Consider the following 20,366-nt stretch of genomic DNA (forward strand, 5'->3'; position numbering starts at 1 on the left):
CCCTCTCGCCGTCCTCGGTCGTGGGACCGGGAGGTCAGGCGAGGGTGGCGATCGCCTGGTTGAAGGTCGCCGACGGGCGCATGACCGCCGCCGCCTTCGCCGGGTCGGGCTGGTAGTAGCCGCCGATGTCGGCCGGCTTGCCCTGCACCGCGATCAGCTCGTCGACGATGGTCTGCTCCTGCTCGGCCAGCGTCTTGGCGAGCGGCGCGAACGCCTCGGCGAGCTGCGCGTCGTCGGTCTGCTTGGCCAGCTCCTGGGCCCAGTACATGGCCAGGTAGAAGTGGCTGCCGCGGTTGTCGATGCCGCCGACGCGACGGGTCGGGGACTTGTCCTCGTTGAGGAAGGTCGCCGTGCCGCGGTCGAGGGTGTCGGCGAGCACCTTGGCGCGCGCGTTGCCCGTGGTGGTCGCGAGGTGCTCGAAGCTGGCCGCGAGCGCGAAGAACTCGCCCAGGCTGTCCCAGCGCAGGTAGTCCTCCTTGACCAGCTGCTGGACGTGCTTCGGCGCGGAGCCGCCGGCGCCCGTCTCGAAGAGGCCGCCGCCCGCCATCAGCGGGACGACCGACAGCATCTTGGCGCTGGTGCCCAGCTCCAGGATCGGGAACAGGTCGGTCAGGTAGTCGCGCAGCACGTTGCCGGTGACCGAGATCGTGTTCAGGCCCTTGCGGATGCGCTCCACCGAGAGCTTGGTGGCCTCGACCGGGGACAGGACGCGGATGTCCAGACCCTCGGTGTCGTGCTCCGGCAGGTACTGCTCGACCTTGGCGATCAGGTTGGCGTCGTGCGCGCGGGTCTCGTCCAGCCAGAACACGGCCGGGTCGCCGGTCGCGCGGGCGCGGGTGACGGCCAGCTTGATCCAGTCGCGGATCGGGGCGTCCTTGGCCTGGCAGGCGCGGAAGACGTCGCCGACGGCGACGGTCTGCTCCAGGACGGCGTTGCCGTCCTGGTCGACGAGGCGGACCGTGCCCGGGGCCGCGATCTCGAAGGTCTTGTCGTGGCTGCCGTACTCCTCGGCCTTCTGCGCCATGAGGCCGACGTTCGGGACGGAGCCCATGGTCGACGGGTCGAAGGCGCCGTTGGCGCGGCAGTCGTCGATGACGACCTGGTACACGCCGGAGTAGCTGCTGTCCGGGAGGACCGCGAGGGTGTCGGCCTCCTGGCCGTCCGGGCCCCACATGTGGCCGGAGGTGCGGATCATGGCCGGCATGGAGGCGTCGACGATGACGTCCGAGGGGACGTGCAGGTTGGTGATGCCCTTGTCGGAGTCGACCATCGCCAGCTCCGGGCCCTCGGCGAGCTCGGCCTCGAAGGACGCCTTGATCGCGTCGCCCTCGGGCAGCGCGGCCAGGCCGTTGAGGATGCCGCCGAGACCGTCGTTCGGGCTCAGACCGGCGGCCGCCAGCTGGGCGCCGTAGGCGGCGAACGTCTTCGGGAAGAAGGCGCGCACCACGTGGCCGAAGACGATCGGGTCGGAGACCTTCATCATCGTGGCCTTGAGGTGCACCGAGAACAGCACGCCCTCGGCCTTGGCGCGGGCGATCTGCGCCGCGAGGAACTCGTTCAGGGCGGCCACGCGCATCACGGACGCGTCCACGACCTCGCCCGCGAGGACGGGTACCGACTCGCGCAGCACGGTGGTGGAGCCGTCCTCGCCCGCCAGCTCGATGCGCAGCGAGCCCGCCTGGGAGATCACTGCGGACTTCTCGGTGGAGCGGAAGTCGTCGGCGTCCATGGTGGCGACATTGGTCTTGGACTCGGGGGTCCAGGCGCCCATGCGGTGCGGGTGCGTCTTCGCGTAGTTCTTGACCGAGGCGGGGGCGCGGCGGTCGGAGTTGCCCTCGCGCAGCACCGGGTTCACGGCGCTGCCCTTGACCTTGTCGTAGCGGGCGCGGATGTCGCGCTCCTCGTCCGACTTCGGGTCGTCCGGGTAGTCCGGCAGCGCGTAGCCCTGGCCCTGCAGCTCGACGATCGCGGCCTTCAGCTGCGGGATCGAGGCCGACACGTTCGGCAGCTTGATGATGTTCGCCTCGGGCGTCTTCGCGAGTTCACCGAGCTCGGCGAGGGCGTCGGGGATGCGCTGGCCCTCAAGCAGGAACTCGGGGAAGAGGGCGATGATGCGCCCGGCCAGCGAGATGTCCCGCGTCTCCACAGTGACCCCGGCCGTCGAGGCATACGCCTGGACCACAGGCAGGAACGAGTACGTCGCCAGCGCGGGCGCCTCGTCAGTGTGGGTGTAGATGATGGTCGAGTCAGTCACCGGGTGCTCCACTCCACGTATGCAACATTGCTCGACATCAAGATATCTCGTGACGGGCCCCTGCCGGACAGGGCCCTGCCGCCGGGCGCGATCGAGCTGAAGACCCGGCCGGATCGCCATGGGAAAACACGGAAAGCCGCCTTCTCCGATGGAGAAGACGGCTTCCGACCTGCGAAAACGCTGGTCGGGACGACAGGATTTGAACCTGCGACCCCTTGACCCCCAGTCAAGTGCGCTACCAAGCTGCGCCACGTCCCGATGCCCGTCTGACCTGGGGTTTTCCCTGGACCGGACGTGCACGAGAACAATACCGCACTTCGACCGGTGGTCACGAACGCCTTTCGCGGGCCGCCCCTCAGCGGCGCTGGCCCGCCGCGAAATAGGCCGCGAGCTCCGGATCCAGCGGCTCCACCCGGCGGGGCGTGCCGCCGTCGCGCAGCGACATCGTCGCCTGGTAGCCCGCCGCCACCGCCATCCGGGCGGCCACCGGGGAGGTGTCGGTGGTGCCGCCCTCGCGTACGAAGCGCAGGAACTCGTCCATCAGGAGCGGGTCCGCGCCGCCGTGCCCCGAGTCGTCCTTCGCCTGCGGGACCTCGTGGATCTCGTCGGGCTCCTCGCGGTAGTGCGAGCGCCGGGCGTTCCAGACCTTGACCCGGCTGCCCGGGCCGTCGCCGAAGTTCTCCAGGCGGCCCGCGTCGCCGATCACCGTGTAGTTGCGCCAGTAGTCGGGGGTGAAATGGCACTGCTGGTAGGCGGCGAGCACACCGTTGTCCAGGCGCATGTTCAGGAGCGAGACGTCCTCGATGTCGATCACCGGGTTCAGGGCCCGCTGGGTGTGCGGCGGCCAGTGGCCGTCCTTGGTGTACCAGTCGGCCGCCTTGGGCTCGCCCGGCGCGCGCCGGTGCGGGTTGTCGCCGTAGACCATGAGGTCGCCCATGGCCTGCACATCGCGCGCGTAGCCGCCGGCCAGCCAGTGCAGTACGTCGATGTCGTGCGCGGCCTTCTGGAGCAGCAGGCCGGTGGTGTACTCGCGCTGGGCGTGCCAGTCCTTGAAGTACCAGTCGCCGCCGTAGCCGACGAAGTGGCGGATCCAGACCGTCTTGACCCGGCCGACCGCGCCGCGCTCGATCAGGTCCCGCATCAGTCGGATCACCGGCATGTGGCGCATGTTGTGGCCCACGTACAGCCTGCTCCCGGTCTCGTACGCGGTGCGCAGGATCGCGTCGCAGCGCTCGACCGAGATGTCCAGGGGCTTCTCCACGAAGACGGGCTTGGAGCTGCGCATGGCCTCGCGGGCGAGGTCGGCGTGGGTGTGGTCGGGGGTGAGGATGAGCAGGGCGTCGATGTCGGGGTCCTCGACGACCTTGCGGTGATCGCCGGTGATCGCCGCGTCGGAAAAGGCCTCGGCGGCGGCCGCGCGGGCGCGGGGGTCGGGGTCCGCGAGCGCGGTGAGCCGGGAGCCGCGGCCCGGTCGGTGGGCCACGTGCGCGAGGCTGCCGCGCAGGCCGTAGCCGAGGGCGCCGATACGGAGGTCGGTCATGGTCAACTTCCTTGTTGTCCGAGCGGGTTGGCCCGGCAGGTGCCCGGGTGTCCGCTGCCGATGGTGACAGCGGCGCCCGAGCCGGTACCGCGCGCCGGGTAAGCGCCTGGGACAACTATTTCGCGCTGCTGCCACCGGCCGGCACTCCAACGCGCCGGCCCTTGGCGGGCGTTCATCTCCGCGCTTCGAAACGATCAGGTTCGCACACCGTCGTACCCTGGATCCTGGCGGCGCGGGCGCGTCCCTGTCCGTTCGGGACCGGTGTCCGATCGGGTTCGCGGGGTGCTCCTGGATGCCATCGAGGTGTGCATCCGGGACCGAAAGCTGTCCCTCAGTGCCAGATACCCACGAAACCTTTGCCGTTGGCATGTGGCAAAAAGTTGAGTCCGGGGAATGCCAACCGAGTGGAACCGAAGGGCTCAACCTCACACAACACACCCGCAGTCAAACGTCAACACACCGCGTTTTGGCCAAAGTTGACAATCGCATTGAAGCGCCAACGGATGATCCACAGCATGATGAGGTCGGCCTCTTCGGGACGGGGACCACTGCCGATGCACCACCTGCCCGAACACCCATACGGGCAGGCGTTTCGCGGAGGAGGGCTCGCCATGGACGGATACTTCAGCAGCCGCCGGCACCACCAACTGAGGGAACAGGTGCGGCTGTTCGCCGAGTACGAGGTCCGGCCCCGGATAGCGGCGATGGAGGCGGCGCGCTCGGTCCAGTACGACCTGTCACGGCTCATCGCCCGGCAGGGCTGGATCGGAGCCACTGTGAGTCCGTCGTACGGCGGCATGGGCGTCGGGCACCTCGGAAAGACCATCATCATCGAGGAGTTGTCCCGGGTCAGCGGGGCCATGGGCGCCATGGCACAGGCCTCCCAGCTGGGGGTGGCGAAAATAGTCCACTTCGGCAGCGAGGAGCAGAAGAAGCAGTGGCTTCCGGCCATCGCCGCCGGCGACTGCCTGCCGACGATCGCGGTGACCGAGCCCGAGTCCGGCGGCCATGTGCTCGGGATGAGCGCCACCGCGGTGCGCGACGGCGACGACTACATCCTCAACGGCCGCAAGGTGTACGTGGGAAACAGCCATGTCGGCGATCTGCACGGCGTGGTGGTCCGGACCGGACCGGGCTCCGGCGGGCTGACCGCCTTCCTGGTCGAGTCCGACCGGCCGGGGTGCACGGCCGGCGTCCAGCGCGACACGATGGGCCTGCACGGCTTCAGCTTCGGCGAGCTGTACTTCGACAACTGCCGGGTGCCGGTGGAGAGCCGCCTGGGCGAGGAGGGCGACGGACTGGCCGTGGCCTACTCCTCCAGCGTGCTCTACGGCCGCGCCAATCTGACGGCCGTCTCGCTCGGCATCCACCGGGCGATCCTGGAGGAGACCACCAGGTTCTGCTCGGAACGCATCCGCTACGGCAAGCCGCTGCATGAACTGACCAACATCAAAATCAAGTTGGGCCAGTTGCAGTCCCGGCTGATGACGGCCCGGCTCGCCGCCTATCACGCGGTGCATCTGCTGGACCAGGGTCTGCCGTGCGACGCCGAGCTCATGAACGCCAAGGTGGTCAATGTGGAGTCGACCCTGGACTCGGCACGCAGCGCCATGGAGATCCACGCGGCGGCCGGGCTGTTCACCGACCGCCCGATCGAACGCTATCTGCGCGACGCGCACCACATCTTCGCCCCGGCCGGCACCTCGGACGTACAGCTGCTCAGGCTGGCGGAGGTGGCCCTGGGCACCGCGAAGGGCCAGTGGTCACAGCGGCTCTCCGAGCTCGTACGCATGGAAGAGCTCGCGGCGGCCCACTGACCGCGAGAACCGGCGAGGACGGCGGTCAGAAACCGCCGTCCTCGCGGCGGTGGATCTGCTCGATGAGCTCCGCCGCCATGGACTTGATCGTCTCCAGACCGGCCCGGCCCCACGGCCGGGGCTCGGTGTCGACCACGCAGATGGTGCCGAGCGCGATCCCCGTACGGTCGATCAGCGGGGCGCCGAGGTAGGAGCGGATGCCGATCTCGTCGACGACCGGGTTGCCGGCGAACCGGGGGTAGTCGCAGACGTCCTCCAGGACGAGCGCCTTGCGGCGGACCACCACGTGCGGGCAGTAGCCGTGGTCGCGCGCCATGATCCGGCTCACGCCGCCCGCCGAGGCCGCCGCGTTCAGATCGGCGGTGGAGTGCGCGCCCTCGGGAGTGTGCAGTCCCGCGAAGAACTGCTGGTTCTCGTCGATGAAGTTGACCATCGAATAGGGCGCCGCGGTGACCTCGGCGAGTTTATGGGCGAACTCGTCGAACGCCGGATCCGGCTGCTCCCCCATGCCGAGCTGGCGCAGCCGCTGCACACGCACGGGCGCCTCCCGGTCGATCGGGGTGAGCAGCAGATGGCCGGTCGGGTCGTACGTCATGTGTGGGCTCCATGGCTGGTGGCGGCCGGGAAAATGGCCAGCAGATGCTGGACCAGGGTGACCAGGGTCCCGATTCCGGAGCTGCCGATACGGGCGTCGCACAGGACGACGGGAACCTCGGGTTTGAGGTCTATGGCGGAGCGCACCTCGTCCGGTGTGTAGCGGTAGGCCCCGTCGAACTCGTTGACGGCGACGAGGAATCCGATGCCGCGCCGTTCGAAGAAGTCGACCGCGGAGAAGCAGTCCTCCAGGCGGCGGGTGTCCGCGAGGATCACCGCGCCGAGCGCGCCCTCGGACAGTTCGTCCCACATGAACCAGAAACGCTCCTGCCCGGGCGTGCCGAACAGGTACAGGACGTGCCGGTCGTCGAGGGAGATACGGCCGAAGTCCATGGCGACCGTCGTGGTGGTCTTGGACTCCACGCCTTCGAGGCTGTCGTGCGCCACGCTGACCGTGGTGAGCAGCTCCTCGGTGGAGAGCGGTTCGATCTCGCTGACCGCGCCCACGAAGGTCGTCTTGCCGACTCCGAACCCGCCGGCGACAAGGATCTTCAGCGCGGTGGGGAAGAGATCCACGGCGGGGCTGACGTCAGAGCCGTCGTCGTAGGCCATCGAGCACTGCCTCCAGCAGAGATCGGTCGGTGGGGGTGTGGTGGAAGCGGGGCGCGCGGGCCGTCACCGCACCGCACTCCACCAGGTCGGACAGCAGGACTTTGGTGACGACCGCGGGCAGCCGCAGATGGGCCGCGATCTCCGCCACCGAGGTCGGCCCCTCGCACAGCCCGAGCGCCTGGGAGTGCTCGGGCCCGAGCTGTGTCCGGGGCGGTGTCCCGGTCGCCATCACCTGGGAGAGCAGATCCAGGGTGGCGGTCGGTCGGGTGCGGCCGTTGCTCACGGTGTACGGGCGGATCAACCGCCCGGCGTCGTCGTCGAGCCATGGTCCGTCCTGCGGGGCCGGCACGCTCAGTGCCTCGTGCCGCTCGGCGTTCCGGCGCCTTGCCGGGCCGGCGTCACGAGGTACGGCCGTACGCTCTTGACCAGCATCGCCATCTCGTATCCGAGCACCGCCGCGTCCGCCTCGCGGCCAGCGAGCACGGCGAGGCAGGTGCCCGAGCCGGCCGTGGAGACGAACAGCAGGGTGGAGTCGAGCTCCACGACGACCTGGCGCACCTCGCCCCCGTCGCCGAAGCGCGCCCCCGCGCTGCGGCCCAGCGAGTAGAGCCCGGAGGCGAGGGCGGCCATATGGTCGGCGCTGTCGACGTCGAGACCGTGCACGGACTTCACCAGCCCGTCGGAGGAGAGCAGAACCGCGTTGCGTGTATACGGCACACGCTGGACCAGTCCGCTGAGCAGCCAGTCGAGATCCGAGACGTGTCCGGTCGGCGCATCGCTCGCCATGGTGCATCTACTCCTTGGAGTGTTCGGCGTCAGTTTCTGCCTGGGGGTGGTGTAAGGGGGTCGAAAGGTGGGGCGACTGCGGTGCTGCTGAGTGGTCGGGCGGGGCCGGCTGCGACTCGGCGAGGCCGATGCCCCGCTGGAAAGCCGCCATCAACCCCGGGTCGTGCAGGGCGTGTTCGTCTTCCTTGCGTACGGCCGGGGCGTCCCGCAGCTGGGGCACGAGGTGCTCCTGGCTGCGGCGCCGGGGCAGATCCGGACGGCCGGCCGCGGCGCGTACCGTACCGCTCGTGAGGGGTATCGGGGGCTGCGTCGGCGTCTCGCCCGGCGCGCGGTGGACGCCGGGGACGGCGGCCGCGGGGTTGGGCCGCTCCTCGTGGGAGGCGCGCACCGGCAGCGGTGCGGTGCCGCTCGTGGAGACGGTCTCGCCGTGCTGGGGCTGGCGGGGCAGGGAGGGGAGCGGGGTGCCGTGCGCGGGCGTGCGGTGCTTCTTGGGCGCGGGCGTGGGCGCCGGCGCGGTGGCCGCGGGGGGCGCGGGCTGCGGGGCGGGCGCCGGGGCCGCGGGCTGCGGATGGACCGGGAGCGGGGTGCGCGCGGGCTGCTGCGCGACCGGCGCGGCCGCATCCCGCTGACCGTCCTTGGCGCTCTCGGTGTCGGCCCCCAACAGGCCCTGCGGCAGCACCAGTACGGCCTGGACGCCGCCGTAGATGTTGGTCTGGAGCCGGACCGCGATGCCATGTCTGCGGGCAAGCGCGGAGACCACGAACAGGCCGATCCGGCCGTCCTGGAGGAGATGGGCGACATTCACCTGATCGGGGTCGGAGAGCAGCGCGTTCATCTTGTTCTGCTCGGTGACGGGCATGCCCAGGCCCCGGTCCTCGACCTCGACGGCGAGCCCGGCCGTGACCAGCTGCGCGCGGAGCAGCACCTGGGTGTGCGGGGCGGAGAACAGCGTGGCGTTCTCGACGAGTTCGGCGAGCAGGTGGATGACGTCGGCGACCGCGTGGCCGCGCAGCGTCCCGTCGATCGGCGGTACCAGCTTGACCCGGGGGTACTGCTCGACCTCGGCGATCGAGGAGCGCAGCACCTCGGTCATGGTGACCGGGTGGGACCACTGGCGGCGCGAGATGGCGCCGCCGAGGACAGCCAGGTTCTCCGCGTGCCGGCGGATGCGGGTGGCGAGGTGGTCGACGTGGAAGAGGCCCTTGAGCAGCTCGGGGTCCTCGACCTCGTTCTCCAGCTCGTCCAGGAGCTGGATCTCGCGGTGCACCAGGGACTGCAGACGCCGGGCGAGGTTGACGAAGACCTCGACCTTCTGCTCGTTGCCGACGCTGCTGGAGAGCTGGGAGGCCTGCACCACGGCGGCCACGGCCGCCTCGTGGGAGCGGGTCAGCTCATGCGCGAGCAGCTCGAACTCATCGGCGCCGGGCGCGAGTTGGGCCGGTCCCCGACGGGCCGGCGGGCCCTCGCCGCGGCGCAGCCCCTCGACGACGGTACGCAGGTCGGCGGCCGAGCGGGCGCTGCCCCGGCGCAGGTTGTTGGCGCGGCCGAGCACGGTTTTCGCGGCCCGGTCGGCGCCCACGGCGGCGGCGGCCACGGACGCGAGCGCGAGCACCGCCACTCCCCCGAGGGCCGCCCAGAGCAGCGGCGAGGGGTGGGCGTGGGTGGAGTGGAGCGTGCCGACGACGGCCGCCACGCCGCAGAGCACGGCGACCACGGCGGGCAGCACGGCCGTACGCAGCAGCTGCGGCCGTATCCGGGCCTCGGCCGACGGCCGCTGCCCGCTCGGTGGGCGGGCCGCCGGAGCCGGGGTGCCCGTGGGAGCGGCCGGGGGCTGCGGCCGGTGTGCCGTACGTCCGTGCCGCCCGCCCTCACGGCGGTCGGACCGCGCGGCGGGTGCGCGAAGATGAGACATCTGCGTCCTCGGTACGTGGGGTCCCAGAGATCGTGGAGTCGGGCCCAACTCAACCTATACGGACCCGCGTTGATCGTCGACCACTCACGGTAGTGGCCAACCCCTCGGCCTCGGTGCGCAGTTGGGAAACTTGCCCGTACCGCGTCCCGCTCTGGTATGACGCCTCGTACGGCAGCGCGAATGCCCTGGAACGGCTTGAAAATTGGCCGGATGTGCCGTCTTTCGGCTGGGGAGGTCGCACTCACGCGGCAGAGCCGCACAACGAAACAGCCCCGCGCCCCTGTAGGTGCGCGGGACCGTATCGGACCGCTGTTCGAAGGGTGTACCCGGGATCAGCGCTCCGCCGCGAGGTCCAGGTCGGTCGGGAGCGGCGTCGGCTCCACCACCGGGGGCTTCGGGCGGCGCCAGGGGTGCGGGGTCGGCGGGGCCACGGCGCGCCACCACGGGTCGGTCGGGACGACGCCGGTGGGCTCGAACGGCTCACCCGGGCGCGGGGTGGCGACCGTCTGCCCGGCCTCCTCGCCCGCGTCCACGCTCCACTCGCCCGGCTCGGCCCACGGGTGCGGGGCGAGGTTGAAGGTGCCCCAGTGGATCGGCAGCATGACACCGTGCGGGCGGCCGCCCTGGAGGTCGAGGTGGGCGCGTACGCCTTCGGCCGGAGTCATATGGATGTCCGGCCAGAAATGGGAGTACGCACCGATCTGGATCATCGTGGCGTCGAACGGGCCGTGCTCGGCGCCGATGTCCTTGAAGCCCTGGAAATAGCCGGTGTCGCCGCTGTGGTAGATCCGGTGCTCCGGCCCGGCGACCGCCCAGGACGCCCAGAGGGTGTGCTGCTGGTTGCGCAGGCCCCGGCCGCAGAAGTGGCGCGCGGGCGTGGCGGTGAGGCTGATCCCGTTGACCTTCGTCGACTCGTTCCAGTCGAGCTCGTGGATCCGGTCCGCCGGGACGCCCCAGAGCTCCAGGTGGGCGCCGACGCCGAGCGGCACCGCGAAGACCGTCTCCGTACCGGCCAGGGCGCGGATGGTGGGGAGGTCCAGGTGGTCGTAGTGGTCGTGCGAGATGACGATCACGTCGACCGGGCCGAGCGAGGCCAGCGGGAACGGGACCGGGTGCAGGCGCTTGGGCCCGGCGAAGGCGAACGGGGAACAGCGCTCGCCCCAGACCGGGTCGAAGAGCACCCGGCGGCCGTCGATCTCCGCCAGCACGCTGGAGTGCCCCATCCAGGTGAGCCGCAGACCCGTGGCCGGCGGCTTGGCGAGGTCGGCCAGCGTCGTCGCGTGCACCGGGATGTTGCCGGTCGGCGCACGCAGCGCGCGCTGCTCCTTCTCGAAGTAGATCTTGGCGAACTCCAGCATCGAGCCGGACGGCCGCGTCCGCGCGCCCTCCGGGTTCTGGAAGACCCCGTCCGCGAAGTTGGGCGAGCGGCGGATCCGCTCCAGCCGCTCCCCCGCCGGGTCGGCCCCGAAGGCGTCGGGCCGCAGCTCGCGCAGCCGGGCGCGGAGTGGAAGCAGAGAACCAGCGCCGGTCACGGCACCTCCTGGGGCTCGGGGTCGTTCCATTATGTGCGGCGGGTACGACAACGCGGGAACCGCGGCATTACGCGGCAGCGACCCACCGGGGACGGCTCAGCCCGCGGGCTGCCCGTAGGCGTGTTCGACGCGCAGCCGCAGGACGAGACGGCGGTCGCGGACCATGGCCTGCCGGTACTCCTCCCAGTCGGGGTGCTCGCCGTTCAGGTCCCGGTAGAGCGAGATCAGCTCCTCCACCGTGTCGTCGTGCGGGTCGGCGGCCACCGGGGAGAGGTCGGCGGTGCCCTCGGCCACGGTCCAGGCCCAGCGGTCGTCGCTGGTCACGTGGTAGCTGGCGCGCGGGTCGCGGCGCAGGTTCTTGGTCTTGGCCCGGTCGTCGGTGAGGGAGACCTTGATCACGCCTTCTTCGGCGTAGTAGGCGTGCATCACATTGGAGAGCTGGGGGCGCCCGTCACGCTTGAGGGTGACCAGCACGCCGCCCTTGTACGCGGCGACCAGCTTGAGCAGTGCTTCCTGGTGTGCGTCGAATCCCGTCATGGCCAGGAGAACAGCGCGCGCGTACCGCCGATTCCCGACGCTCCTCCACGCGCGCGTGGAGGTGGTGTGAGGGATGACGGACGGTCGTGTGACGGACCTGGCAGTGAAAGTTCGGGGCAGATTGTCGGAGGGTGCGTTTAGGCTGGACGCATGTCCCATTCCGCCCACCACCCTGGTTCCGTACTGCCGGACGCCGACGCCGCGAACGAGGCGATCCGCGATCTGGTCGACAGCGCGGACGCGGACGGCGGCTGGCCCTCGGAGGAGTACGAGCGCCTTCTCACTCTGTGGGCGGCGGCCACCACCGCGGAGCTCGACGAAGCCGCGTAAGCGCGAGGCGACGGCGGCCGGGTCCGACCCGGGCCGCCGTACCGGACCGACCCCTCCCCGGCGATAGGCTTGACCTGCCCGTACGGCAGCCCATGCGGGTCCGTCACGGGTCCGTACCGGGGCCGACAGCGCAGGAGACCACCCACCTTGTCCGAGACATCCGAGCTGCGGGCCGACTGTGCGAACTGCTTCGGTCTGTGCTGTGTCGCGCTGGCGTTCTCCCGCTCGACGGACTTCGCGATCGACAAGGCCGTCGGGGACCCCTGCCCCAACCTCCAGCAGGACTTCCGCTGCGGCATCCACGACAAGCTGCGCCCGAAGGGCTTCCAGGGCTGCACGGTCTACGACTGCTTCGGCGCGGGCCAGAAGATCTCCCAGGTCACCTTCGCCGGCCACAACTGGCGCGAGAACCCCGACGGCGCCCGGCAGATGTTCGCCGCACTCCCGGTGATGCGGCAGTTCCACGAACTGCTCTGGTACCTCACCGAGGCACTGGCCCGCCCGGCCGCCCGCCCCGTCCACCGCCAGGTCCAGGCCCAGCTGGACAAGATCGAGCGCCTCACCCTCAGCGACGTCGACACCCTGCTCAACCTCGACGTGGCCGCCCACCGCGCCGAGGTGAACACGCTGCTGCTGCGCACCAGCGAGCTGGTGCGCGCCGAGGTCCGGAGCAAGAAGAAGAACCGCCGCGGCGCCGACCTGTTCGGGGCCCGCCTCAAGGGCGCCGACCTGCGCGGAGCCGACCTGCGCGGCGCCTGCCTCATCGCCGCCGACCTCAGCGGCGCGGACCTGCGCCTCGCCGACGTGATCGGCGCGGACTTCCGCGACACCAACCTCGCCGGCGCCGACCTCACCGACTGCCTCTTCCTCACCCAGACCCAGGCCAACGCGGCACACGGCGACACCGCCACCCTCCTCCCCACCGGCCTCGACCGCCCCTCCCACTGGAACAAGAACACCTCGGCCGCGCCCGCCCGCAAGGACACCGCACGCGGCGACACCCCGCGCAAGGGCTCCCCGGCCCGCAAGCCCGCAACCCCCGGCCGCAAGCGCCCCTCCGGCTCCCGGAACAAGTAACCGCCATCCCCGGCCACCCCGCGTAAAGCCGTCTGCACGCCACCTCGGGCCATAACACCACCCCACTATGCACTGTGTGTATACACCTCGCGTATAGTCCGGATCATGATTTGGTCCAGGCCGAAGGGGAGTCGCGTCATGCTCAGCAGCGGTAGGGGTACAGAGGTCCGTCGCACCCGGGGGCGGTCGGCGGCCGCGCTGCTCGCGGCCGCGTCGCTGGGCCTTACGCTGACCGGCTGCGGCGACAACGCGGTCTCGCCGCGCTCCGCCCGTAACGACGCACTGGACACCAAGGCCGTGGCGCAGAGCTCCGGCGCGTCCGGGGTCGACTGCCACAAGGCCAAGTGCATCGCCCTCACCTTCGACGCGGGGCCGGGCAAGTACACGCCCCAACTGCTCGACACGCTCAAGGAGAAGAAGGTGCACGCCACCTTCTTCCTGCTCGGCAAAAACCATGTCGAGAAGTACCCGGACACCGTGCGCCGCATCGCCACCGAGGGGCACGAGGTCGCCAACCACACCTGGTCGCACGAGCGGCTGGACAAGCTCGGCGCCGACGAGATACGCACCGAGCTCAACAGCACCCAGGAGGCGGTCGCGAAGCTGACGGGCCGCAAGCCCGTCCTGATGCGTCCGCCGCAGGGCCGTACCAACAAGACGGTCACCGAGGTCAGCAAGGAGCTCGGGCTCTCGCAGATCCTGTGGAGCGCGACCGCCAAGGACTACTCCACGAACGACTCGGCCCTGATCCAGAAGCGCATCCTCGACCAGGCCGACCGCGACGGCATCATCCTGCTGCACGACATCTACGACGGGACCGTGCCCGCCGTCCCCGGGATCATCGACACGCTTCTGGAGCGCGGCTTCACCTTCGTGACCGTCCCGCAGCTCCTCGCGCCCGCGCCCCCGAAGCCCGGCCAGCTCTACCGCCCCTGACCAAGTCCGGATTTCGCCCTCAGCATGCAACGGTTCTCAAGGCCGGTCCGGGCAGGCAGAGTTGCGGCCATGAAACTGCTGATACTGGGTGGTACGGAGTTCGTCGGCCGCGCCGTCGCCGAGGCCGCGCTGGCGCGCGGGCACGAGGTGACCGTCTTTCACCGGGGACGCCACGAGGCGCCCGACGGCGTGAGCGCGCTGCACGGCGACCGGACCGCCGAGGGCGGGCTCGCCGCACTGACCGACGGCCGGTGGGACGTGGTCGTGGACACCTGGTCGGGCGCGCCCTCGGCGGTCCGGGACGCGGCACGGCTGCTGGCCCAGGGGCGTGCGGCCCGGTATGTGTACGTCTCCAGCCGGTCCGTGTACCCGCATCCGCTGCCGGCCGGGTCCGACGAGACCGCGCCCCTGGTCGACGGCTCGCCGGACGCGGGCGAGGTGGCGTATCCGCAGGCCAAGCGCGGTGGCGAACTGGCCGTGGAGCAGGAGTTCGGCAAGGAGCGCTCGCTGCTCGTGCGGGCGGGACTGATCCTCGGGCCGTGGGAGAACATCGGGCGGCTGCCGTGGTGGCTGGGCCGCATGGCGCGCGGCGGCGAGGTGCTGGCGCCGGGGCCGCGCGATCTGCCGGTCCAGTTCATCGACGTCCGGGACCTCGCGGAGTGGATCGTCAGCGCCGCGGACTTCGGGCTCTGCGGCCCGTACAACCTGGTCAGCCCGCCGGACCACACCACCATGGGCGCGCTGCTCGAAGCGTGCGCGCGGGTCACCGGCGACAAGGCGGTGCTGCGCTGGACCGATCCCGAGCCGATCCTGGCCGCCGGTGTCGCGCCGTGGAACGACCTGCCGGTGTGGATCCCGCCGGGCGATCTGCACGACACGATGCACGTCTCGAACGTGTGGAAGGCCGTGCTCGCCGGGCTGCGCTGCCGTCCCGTGGAGGAGACGGTCGCGGACACCTGGGCGTGGCTGGAGTCCATCGGCGGCGAGGCGCCGCAGCGGCCGGACCGCCCCCGGGTCGGACTCGACCCGGAGACGGAGCGGAAGCTGCTGCACGGCTGAACCACCGCGCCAACACTGCCGTCTTGACGGTCCGTCAGGACATACCAAGGACTCGATAGGCCGTCAGAGCGGCAGCAGGTCCGGGCGCTTGGGCTCCACGTGGTCGCCCGAGCTCTCGCCCCGCAGCCGTCGCCCGATCCACGGCACCAGGTGCTCGCGCGCCCAGTGGATGTCGTCGCGCCGCACCTCAAGGGTGCCGCGCGGCGGCAGCGGCGGCCACATCTGGTCGGGGTCGGCCGGCACTTCAAGGCCGAGCACCTGGGCGGCGCGCAGCGCGACCCGGGTGTGCCCCTCGGGCGACAGATGCAGCCGGTCCTCGTCCCACGCCCGCCGGTCCTGCACGGACTTGAGCGACCACAGGTCGAGCACCGGGCAGTCGTAGCGGTCCGCGATGGACCGTACGTGCGCGGTGTACGTGGCGACCTTGCCCCGTAGATGCTTGAAGACCGGCACCCCGCGCGTGTCGAACCCGGTGGTCACCATGACCGTCGGGATCGCGCTCTTCAGGTCGGCCACCGCGCGCTCGAAGCGCTCGGCGACGTCGTCCGGGTCGGTGCCCGGCCGGATGATGTCGTTCCCGCCCCCGCAGAAGGTCACCAGGTCGGGCGCGAGCTCCTTGGCCCGCGGCACCTGCTCCTCGACGATCTGGTCGAGAAGCCTGCCCCGGACCGCGAGATTGGCATAGCGAAAGGCCCCCTCCGGTCGCTGATCAGCCAGTAGCACGGCGAACCTGTCCGCCCAGCCGACGAACACCCCGTCCGGGCCGGGATCGCCGACGCCTTCCGTGAAGCTGTCGCCGATCGCCGTGTACGACCCGAACGTACCGCTGTTGAATGATCTCGAATCGTCTGCCACGGGACCATATCTTTCCCTTACGGATGTGACCTACGCGACCGTAAGGAGGGGTTGACGGTGGGTGATATAGACCACCCGGTCAGTTTGGCCCCAACGGGAATACGCCAAAGAAGGCGCGGCCCGGCACGATTTCACGTACCGGGCCGCGCCGTTTCGAGCCGCTGAACTGTCAGAGGCTGGCGCCCTGCTGGCGCAGATACGCGAGCGGGTCGACGTCCGAGCCGTAGTCCGGGGTCGTACGGATCTCGAAGTGCAGATGCGGGCCGGTGACGTTGCCGGTCGCGCCGGAGAGGCCGATCTCCTGGCCCTCGGTCACGGTCTGCCCGGCCGAGACGACGATCTGCGAGAGGTGGGCGTACTGGGAGTACATGCCGTCGGCGTGCCGGATGACGACCTGGTTGCCGTAGGCGCCGCCCCAGCCCGCCGTGACGACCGTGCCCGCGCCGACCGCCTTCACCGTGGTGCCGGTCTGCGCCTCGAAGTCGACGCCGGTGTGGTAGCCGCTGGACCACATGGATCCGGCCATGCGGTACGGGGTGCCGATGCTCACGCTGTCCAGCGGCGCGCGGAAGCCGGAGGCGGAGCCCTGGCTCGTCTTGGCGGCCGAGGTGGTGGTGGCGGGTGCCGCACTGGAGGCGTGCGAGGTGGCCGTCGACGTGTGCGAGGCCGTGGCGTGGGACTTCGCCCCGATCGTCAGCTTCATCCCGGGCCGGATCAGCGCCGGGTCGTCGCCGACCACCGCGCGGTTGTCCTGGTACAGCTTCTTCCAGCCGTCGAGCCGGTGGTCCTCGGCGATCTTCGAGAGGCAGTCGCCGGACTGCACCTTGTACGTCGTGGGCGCGGCCTGGGGCGAGGCGGCCGGGGCGGCGACGAACACGGACGCGGCGCGGGCGGCCTGCTGCGGCGCGACGGCCGGAGCGGCACTCTTCACCGCGGCGTGCGCGCCGGTGGCGCCGAGCAGCGGGATGGCGAGCGCGGCGCCGCCGGTGCCGGCGGCGACCATGCCCCGGGATATCGGGCTGGACTTGGGGCGGCGGTGCTTACCCTTCGCGGGCATGGCGGATTCCTCTCCGGCGCCTGCGAGGTGAGCTGTCGGGTTCGGGCTGGAGCTGCCCGGCCGGGCGCACCACAATGCGGTGCGTCGGCTTCACCCCAAGCCGTGCCGGAATTCCGGACGGCGCCTACCTGGGTCCCCCGCTCCTGCCACACGTGGATGGGTGCGGATTCCGAGCGGTGGCAGGATTCGGCGGTCCACCCGGATTGCGGTGACCGTAAACGAGCATTGCTGGCCGCGACAAGTACCCATTCGTCATTCGATTTCGCGGACAGGAATTCATCGGGGAATTGCGGTCACCCTGTGTCGACGATGAATCCCAACAGGCCCCGACGGCAGGGGGATTCGGCACGACCCACCGCCACGGACCGTCACCGGTATGACGCTGCTCACGGACGACTCACGGAAAAACCTCCCTTCCCGTGGGGGAAATGGAGGGTTTTCCGTATAGCGCCCAATACGGACGAAAGAGCCGATCAGTGCATCTTTACGTCCGAATGCCTCGCCTCACTCCTGTCCCGCGATGTTCCACGGCGCGAACGCGTTCTTCTTGCCCGCGAGCGCGGTGCGCAGCTCCGGGTAGTGGCGCAGCAGCACGCTGATCATGGTGTTGCCGTCGATCCACTCAAGCCCGGCCTTGGAGTACACCTCGGGGGTGTAGTACTCGGTGAAGAACCGGTCGCTGTTCAGTCGGCGCGAGGCCATCAGGATGAAGATCCTGAATGCCGTGTCGCTGAAGGCGAAGCCCTTCGGGAGTTTCTCGGCGAACATGCCGACCTCCAGGTCGACCTTCTCGATGTCGCCGCCGTACACCCGCTTGATCTCTTTCGCCCACACCGGATTGTCCGTCAGGTCCTTGAATTCCTTGGCGGGCTTGAGGCGGAGCAGTCGGCGGAATTCGTTGTAGCGCGGGACGCCGAGTTCGCGGGTGCGCAGGATGTCGGTGGCAGCGAGGTCCTGGAGGTGGCCGTCGGGACGCTCGTACTCCTGGAGGAACTTCGGGAAGTTGTGCAGCGTGACGAGTCCCGGGTGGAGTGTGCCGAAGCTGTAGAGCAGGTCGATCGTGGGGATCGAGCCGAGCACCTTCAGGGCCTCGGGGCCCGCGATGTCCCGGAACGTGGCATCGCGCAGTACGGAGTTGTCGTTGGCGGCCCGCAGCTCCCAGTCGTCGCGGATCAGCGGGTGCATCCGGTAGACGGCGACGAACTCCTCGGTGAGCGCGTACGGAACGCCGTAGTGGTCGGTCTCGCCGCCCGGGATGCCGCTGATGACCTCGGACTTGCTGATCCGCCCGAACAGGTCGTGCACCCGCTCCCCCGCCAGCCCCCACCAGTTGGCGCGCAGTGCGGTGACGGTGGTCGGGTGGCTGATGACGGCGGGGGTCCACTCCACCGTGTGGATCTTGGCGATCAGCGCGGCGTTGACGAGCCGGGCCCGCTCGAAGATCTCCTCGTCGTCCCAGCCCGGGTACGCGGCGTGCAGCTGGTCGCAGATCGCGTTGTGCTCGCGGGTGAACACGTCGTGCATCAGGGCGAGTCCGAGCCAGAAGCCGGGGATACGTGAGGGGTCCTTGGCCGGGTCGGAAGGGAACGGCATCCGCTCGTCGTCCCACAGGTGCAGCTTGCCGTTCTCGCCGGTGCGCAGGGCGCGCAGCTCGTCCTCGCTGTTCCCGTAGATCTGCGAGGCGTCCCACCAGTGCGAGAAGACATTGACCCGGGTGTCGGGCGTCCCGGCGGGAGCGTGCGGGTCGCGGGTCGGGTCGTCCGGGGTCCGCATGATCTTCATGGGGCGCTCGGGCCACGGGTCGTCGTCGACCAGGTCGACCGTCCAGGGCCGGTCCTCGGGGCTGGTGCCGTGGCTGAACCAGTCGCGGATCATGAACTGGAGCCAGGCGGCGACCAGCGAGTTGACGGTTTCGGCGGGGACGAAGGTCTCGCGCGTGAGCAGTTCACGGCTCACCTTGCGCGGATTCGGCTCGGCCAGCACGTCGGCGGGGGTCGCGGGCGCGATGTCGTCGAGCGGGATGTTCCGGCCGAAGCGGGTCCCGGCCATGCCCATCCGGGGCTGGTCGAGGTCGTTGTAGCTGCCGTCCGGGGTCCGGTTGACCCTGACCTTGGACGGGTCCTTGGGCGGTGTCGGCTCGGGCACATTGGCGAACGGCAGCTGGTTGGTGTCGTGCAGGTTCTCCTGGCGCAGCCGGATGCGCAGCCCGAGCAGGGTGCCCAGGCCCAGCGGCAACGGCAGTTTGTCCCAGCCGATCCTGCTGTCCAGGAACTCGGCGGCGGTGGTGACCAGGCGCCACGGCAGCGAGGTGCGGTACGAGTTCATCGGATTCCCCCTCGGGGCGGTCCATGCAGTGGGTCTCGGTGGATTCACATGGGTCTCGGTCGCGGCCGGGCCGTTCACTCCTGGCCGAGCCGCCGGGCGCTGCTCGCGCCGTACACGGCCTCGCGCGACCGGTTGAGGTTGCCGAGCGGTCGGAATGTCTCGGTTGTACGCCAGGGGGTGAAGGACAACTGCTCGACGCGCCGGGCGGTGGCCAGGGCCTCGGTCGAGTCGATGTCCTGGCGCGGGATCGTGAGCACGGCGACCGCCACCGGCGGCGACTCGGTCTCCGGCCACTCGACCGAGGCGTCCTCGACGGGCGTACGGGTCTCGTCCGCGAAGCGCTGGAGGCACAGCTCGAACACCACGTCCCGCGCCCGCAGCCGCCGGGCGAGTTCGGCGCGCAGATAGCCGGGGTCGGCCCGCGTGGCCCGGTCGGGGCGCGCGGCGGGCGGCCCGGAGGGACCCGGCCTCAGCAGGTAGCGGACCGGACCGGCGTCGCCCCACAGGATGGGCGCCCGGCTCCAGTACCGCTCCTCGGCGAGACTGGCGACCTTGCGGGCGACCGTCTGGTTCAGCGTGCGCCGCATCCGCGCGGCGGTGGGCCGCCCGACGACGCGCGGCAGCCGTACGAGCAGCCGCCAGGCGATCGCCGCCGTGCTGCCTGCCCCGGCCATCACCTCGGCGAAGTCCACGAACTCCCGGGCATTGGCGGCGTGCGAGACCGGCGCGTTGGTCATCAGCAGATCGTGCCGCTCGTCGTCGGAGACGACGACGCGTACGGCGATGCCCCGCAGATCGGGCACGGCGTCGGGGCGCGGGATGCCGGAGGCGTTCGAGAGCCGGACCAGCGCCCGGTACTCGGCGCCCGGCTGGGCGTATCCCTCGCGCAGGCCCAACGGCAGATCGGGGTGGAACCGCAGCCGGGCGTTGTCGACGCCGAGCGACGCCTTGGCGTGGAACGCCCGCTCGGGGCCCGGCAGCCGCCCCTTGTCCTGGTTGACGCGCTGGACGCGGACGATCCGCTCGGCGAGCTCCGCGAACACCAGCCGCTCGGCCTGCGGGCTGCCACCTTCGTACTGCTCGTACTTCTCGTGCTGCCGGGGATCGGACATGGGTCCGCCTCCTCACCAACCGCGGCAGGGG

General features: G+C 70.5%; 18 protein-coding genes, 1 tRNA gene and 1 riboswitch. Of the genes, 5 read left to right on the plus strand and 14 right to left on the minus strand.

From position 1 onward, the window contains the following. Positions 1–34: 34 nt before the first annotated feature. The 3 genes from ACT1U9_RS02480 to ACT1U9_RS02490 all read right to left on the minus strand — a co-directional run bounded on the left by ACT1U9_RS02480 (position 35) and on the right by ACT1U9_RS02490 (position 3,794). Complete coding sequence (locus ACT1U9_RS02480; RefSeq protein ID WP_444536706.1) at positions 35–2,254, minus strand: NADP-dependent isocitrate dehydrogenase; 2,220 nt, start codon at positions 2,252–2,254, stop codon at positions 35–37. Positions 2,255–2,435: 181 nt separating this feature from the next. Then, positions 2,436–2,512: transfer RNA gene (locus ACT1U9_RS02485), tRNA-Pro, on the minus strand. 97 nt (positions 2,513–2,609) lie between these two features. Next, positions 2,610–3,794, minus strand: coding sequence for a Gfo/Idh/MocA family protein (locus ACT1U9_RS02490; protein ID WP_444536707.1), 1,185 nt, complete (start codon positions 3,792–3,794; stop codon positions 2,610–2,612). A 611-nt stretch (positions 3,795–4,405) separates the two neighbouring features. Here ACT1U9_RS02490 and ACT1U9_RS02495 point away from each other — a divergent pair. Further along, positions 4,406–5,611 (plus strand): acyl-CoA dehydrogenase family protein, encoded by a 1,206-nt coding sequence (locus tag ACT1U9_RS02495; protein WP_444536708.1) that lies wholly within the window; start codon positions 4,406–4,408, stop codon positions 5,609–5,611. Between the two features lie 25 nt (positions 5,612–5,636). On the opposite strand, the gene ACT1U9_RS02500 is transcribed toward ACT1U9_RS02495, so the two are convergent. From ACT1U9_RS02500 to ACT1U9_RS02530, 7 genes are all read right to left on the minus strand, one after another. Continuing rightward, on the minus strand, positions 5,637–6,206 hold the full coding sequence (locus tag ACT1U9_RS02500) for a GAF domain-containing protein (RefSeq protein ID WP_444536709.1): 570 nt from the start codon (positions 6,204–6,206) through the stop codon (positions 5,637–5,639). After that, complete coding sequence (locus ACT1U9_RS02505; protein ID WP_444536710.1) at positions 6,203–6,817, minus strand: GTP-binding protein; 615 nt, start codon at positions 6,815–6,817, stop codon at positions 6,203–6,205. The genes ACT1U9_RS02500 and ACT1U9_RS02505 overlap by 4 nt, the downstream gene beginning before the upstream one ends. Then, a complete protein-coding gene (locus tag ACT1U9_RS02510; RefSeq protein WP_188278521.1) occupies positions 6,795–7,166 on the minus strand; it encodes a DUF742 domain-containing protein in 372 nt (123 codons plus the stop codon). Before ACT1U9_RS02510 ends, ACT1U9_RS02505 begins: the two co-directional genes overlap by 23 nt. 2 nt (positions 7,167–7,168) lie before the next feature. Further along, positions 7,169–7,603: a roadblock/LC7 domain-containing protein gene (locus tag ACT1U9_RS02515; RefSeq protein ID WP_101391062.1), complete on the minus strand. Its 435-nt coding sequence runs from the start codon at positions 7,601–7,603 to the stop codon at positions 7,169–7,171. A gap of 7 nt (positions 7,604–7,610) precedes the next feature. Beyond that, positions 7,611–9,515: a sensor histidine kinase gene (locus ACT1U9_RS02520; RefSeq protein ID WP_444536711.1), complete on the minus strand. Its 1,905-nt coding sequence runs from the start codon at positions 9,513–9,515 to the stop codon at positions 7,611–7,613. 332 nt (positions 9,516–9,847) lie between these two features. Then, entirely contained in the window at positions 9,848–11,047 is a 1,200-nt protein-coding gene (locus ACT1U9_RS02525; RefSeq protein ID WP_444536712.1) for an MBL fold metallo-hydrolase, read from the minus strand. 96 nt (positions 11,048–11,143) lie between these two features. Further along, on the minus strand, positions 11,144–11,584 hold the full coding sequence (locus ACT1U9_RS02530) for a PPOX class F420-dependent oxidoreductase (RefSeq protein WP_444536713.1): 441 nt from the start codon (positions 11,582–11,584) through the stop codon (positions 11,144–11,146). A 150-nt stretch (positions 11,585–11,734) separates the two neighbouring features. Between ACT1U9_RS02530 and ACT1U9_RS02535 the strand changes: the two genes are divergently transcribed. From ACT1U9_RS02535 to ACT1U9_RS02550, 4 genes are all read left to right on the plus strand, one after another. Further along, positions 11,735–11,914, plus strand: coding sequence for a hypothetical protein (locus ACT1U9_RS02535; RefSeq protein WP_188278653.1), 180 nt, complete (start codon positions 11,735–11,737; stop codon positions 11,912–11,914). A gap of 147 nt (positions 11,915–12,061) precedes the next feature. Beyond that, positions 12,062–12,991, plus strand: a complete 930-nt coding sequence (locus tag ACT1U9_RS02540) for a pentapeptide repeat-containing protein (RefSeq protein WP_444536714.1) — start codon at positions 12,062–12,064, stop codon at positions 12,989–12,991. A gap of 138 nt (positions 12,992–13,129) precedes the next feature. Continuing rightward, the gene (locus ACT1U9_RS02545; RefSeq protein WP_444536715.1) at positions 13,130–13,927 is read left to right on the plus strand and encodes a polysaccharide deacetylase family protein; all 798 of its coding nucleotides are present in this window, start codon (positions 13,130–13,132) and stop codon (positions 13,925–13,927) included. 69 nt (positions 13,928–13,996) lie between these two features. Continuing rightward, positions 13,997–14,986: an NAD-dependent epimerase/dehydratase family protein gene (locus ACT1U9_RS02550; RefSeq protein ID WP_444536716.1), complete on the plus strand. Its 990-nt coding sequence runs from the start codon at positions 13,997–13,999 to the stop codon at positions 14,984–14,986. A gap of 63 nt (positions 14,987–15,049) precedes the next feature. Here the strand turns inward: ACT1U9_RS02550 and ACT1U9_RS02555 are convergent, their stop codons facing one another. The 4 genes from ACT1U9_RS02555 to ACT1U9_RS02570 all read right to left on the minus strand — a co-directional run bounded on the left by ACT1U9_RS02555 (position 15,050) and on the right by ACT1U9_RS02570 (position 20,335). Next, on the minus strand, positions 15,050–15,841 hold the full coding sequence (locus tag ACT1U9_RS02555; protein ID WP_444536717.1) for an SGNH/GDSL hydrolase family protein: 792 nt from the start codon (positions 15,839–15,841) through the stop codon (positions 15,050–15,052). A 169-nt stretch (positions 15,842–16,010) separates the two neighbouring features. Continuing rightward, positions 16,011–16,898 (minus strand): M23 family metallopeptidase, encoded by an 888-nt coding sequence (locus tag ACT1U9_RS02560; protein ID WP_444536718.1) that lies wholly within the window; start codon positions 16,896–16,898, stop codon positions 16,011–16,013. A gap of 4 nt (positions 16,899–16,902) precedes the next feature. Next, positions 16,903–17,071, minus strand: a riboswitch (cyclic di-AMP (ydaO/yuaA leader). 331 nt (positions 17,072–17,402) lie between these two features. After that, complete coding sequence (locus ACT1U9_RS02565; protein ID WP_444536719.1) at positions 17,403–19,223, minus strand: peroxidase family protein; 1,821 nt, start codon at positions 19,221–19,223, stop codon at positions 17,403–17,405. Between the two features lie 74 nt (positions 19,224–19,297). Next, positions 19,298–20,335, minus strand: a complete 1,038-nt coding sequence (locus ACT1U9_RS02570; RefSeq protein ID WP_444536720.1) for a hypothetical protein — start codon at positions 20,333–20,335, stop codon at positions 19,298–19,300. Between the last annotated feature and the right edge of the window lie 31 nt (positions 20,336–20,366).

It is taken from the genome of Streptomyces sp. BR1, from assembly GCF_052373795.1.
In the GTDB taxonomy this organism is placed as follows: Bacteria; Actinomycetota; Actinomycetes; order Streptomycetales; family Streptomycetaceae; genus Streptomyces.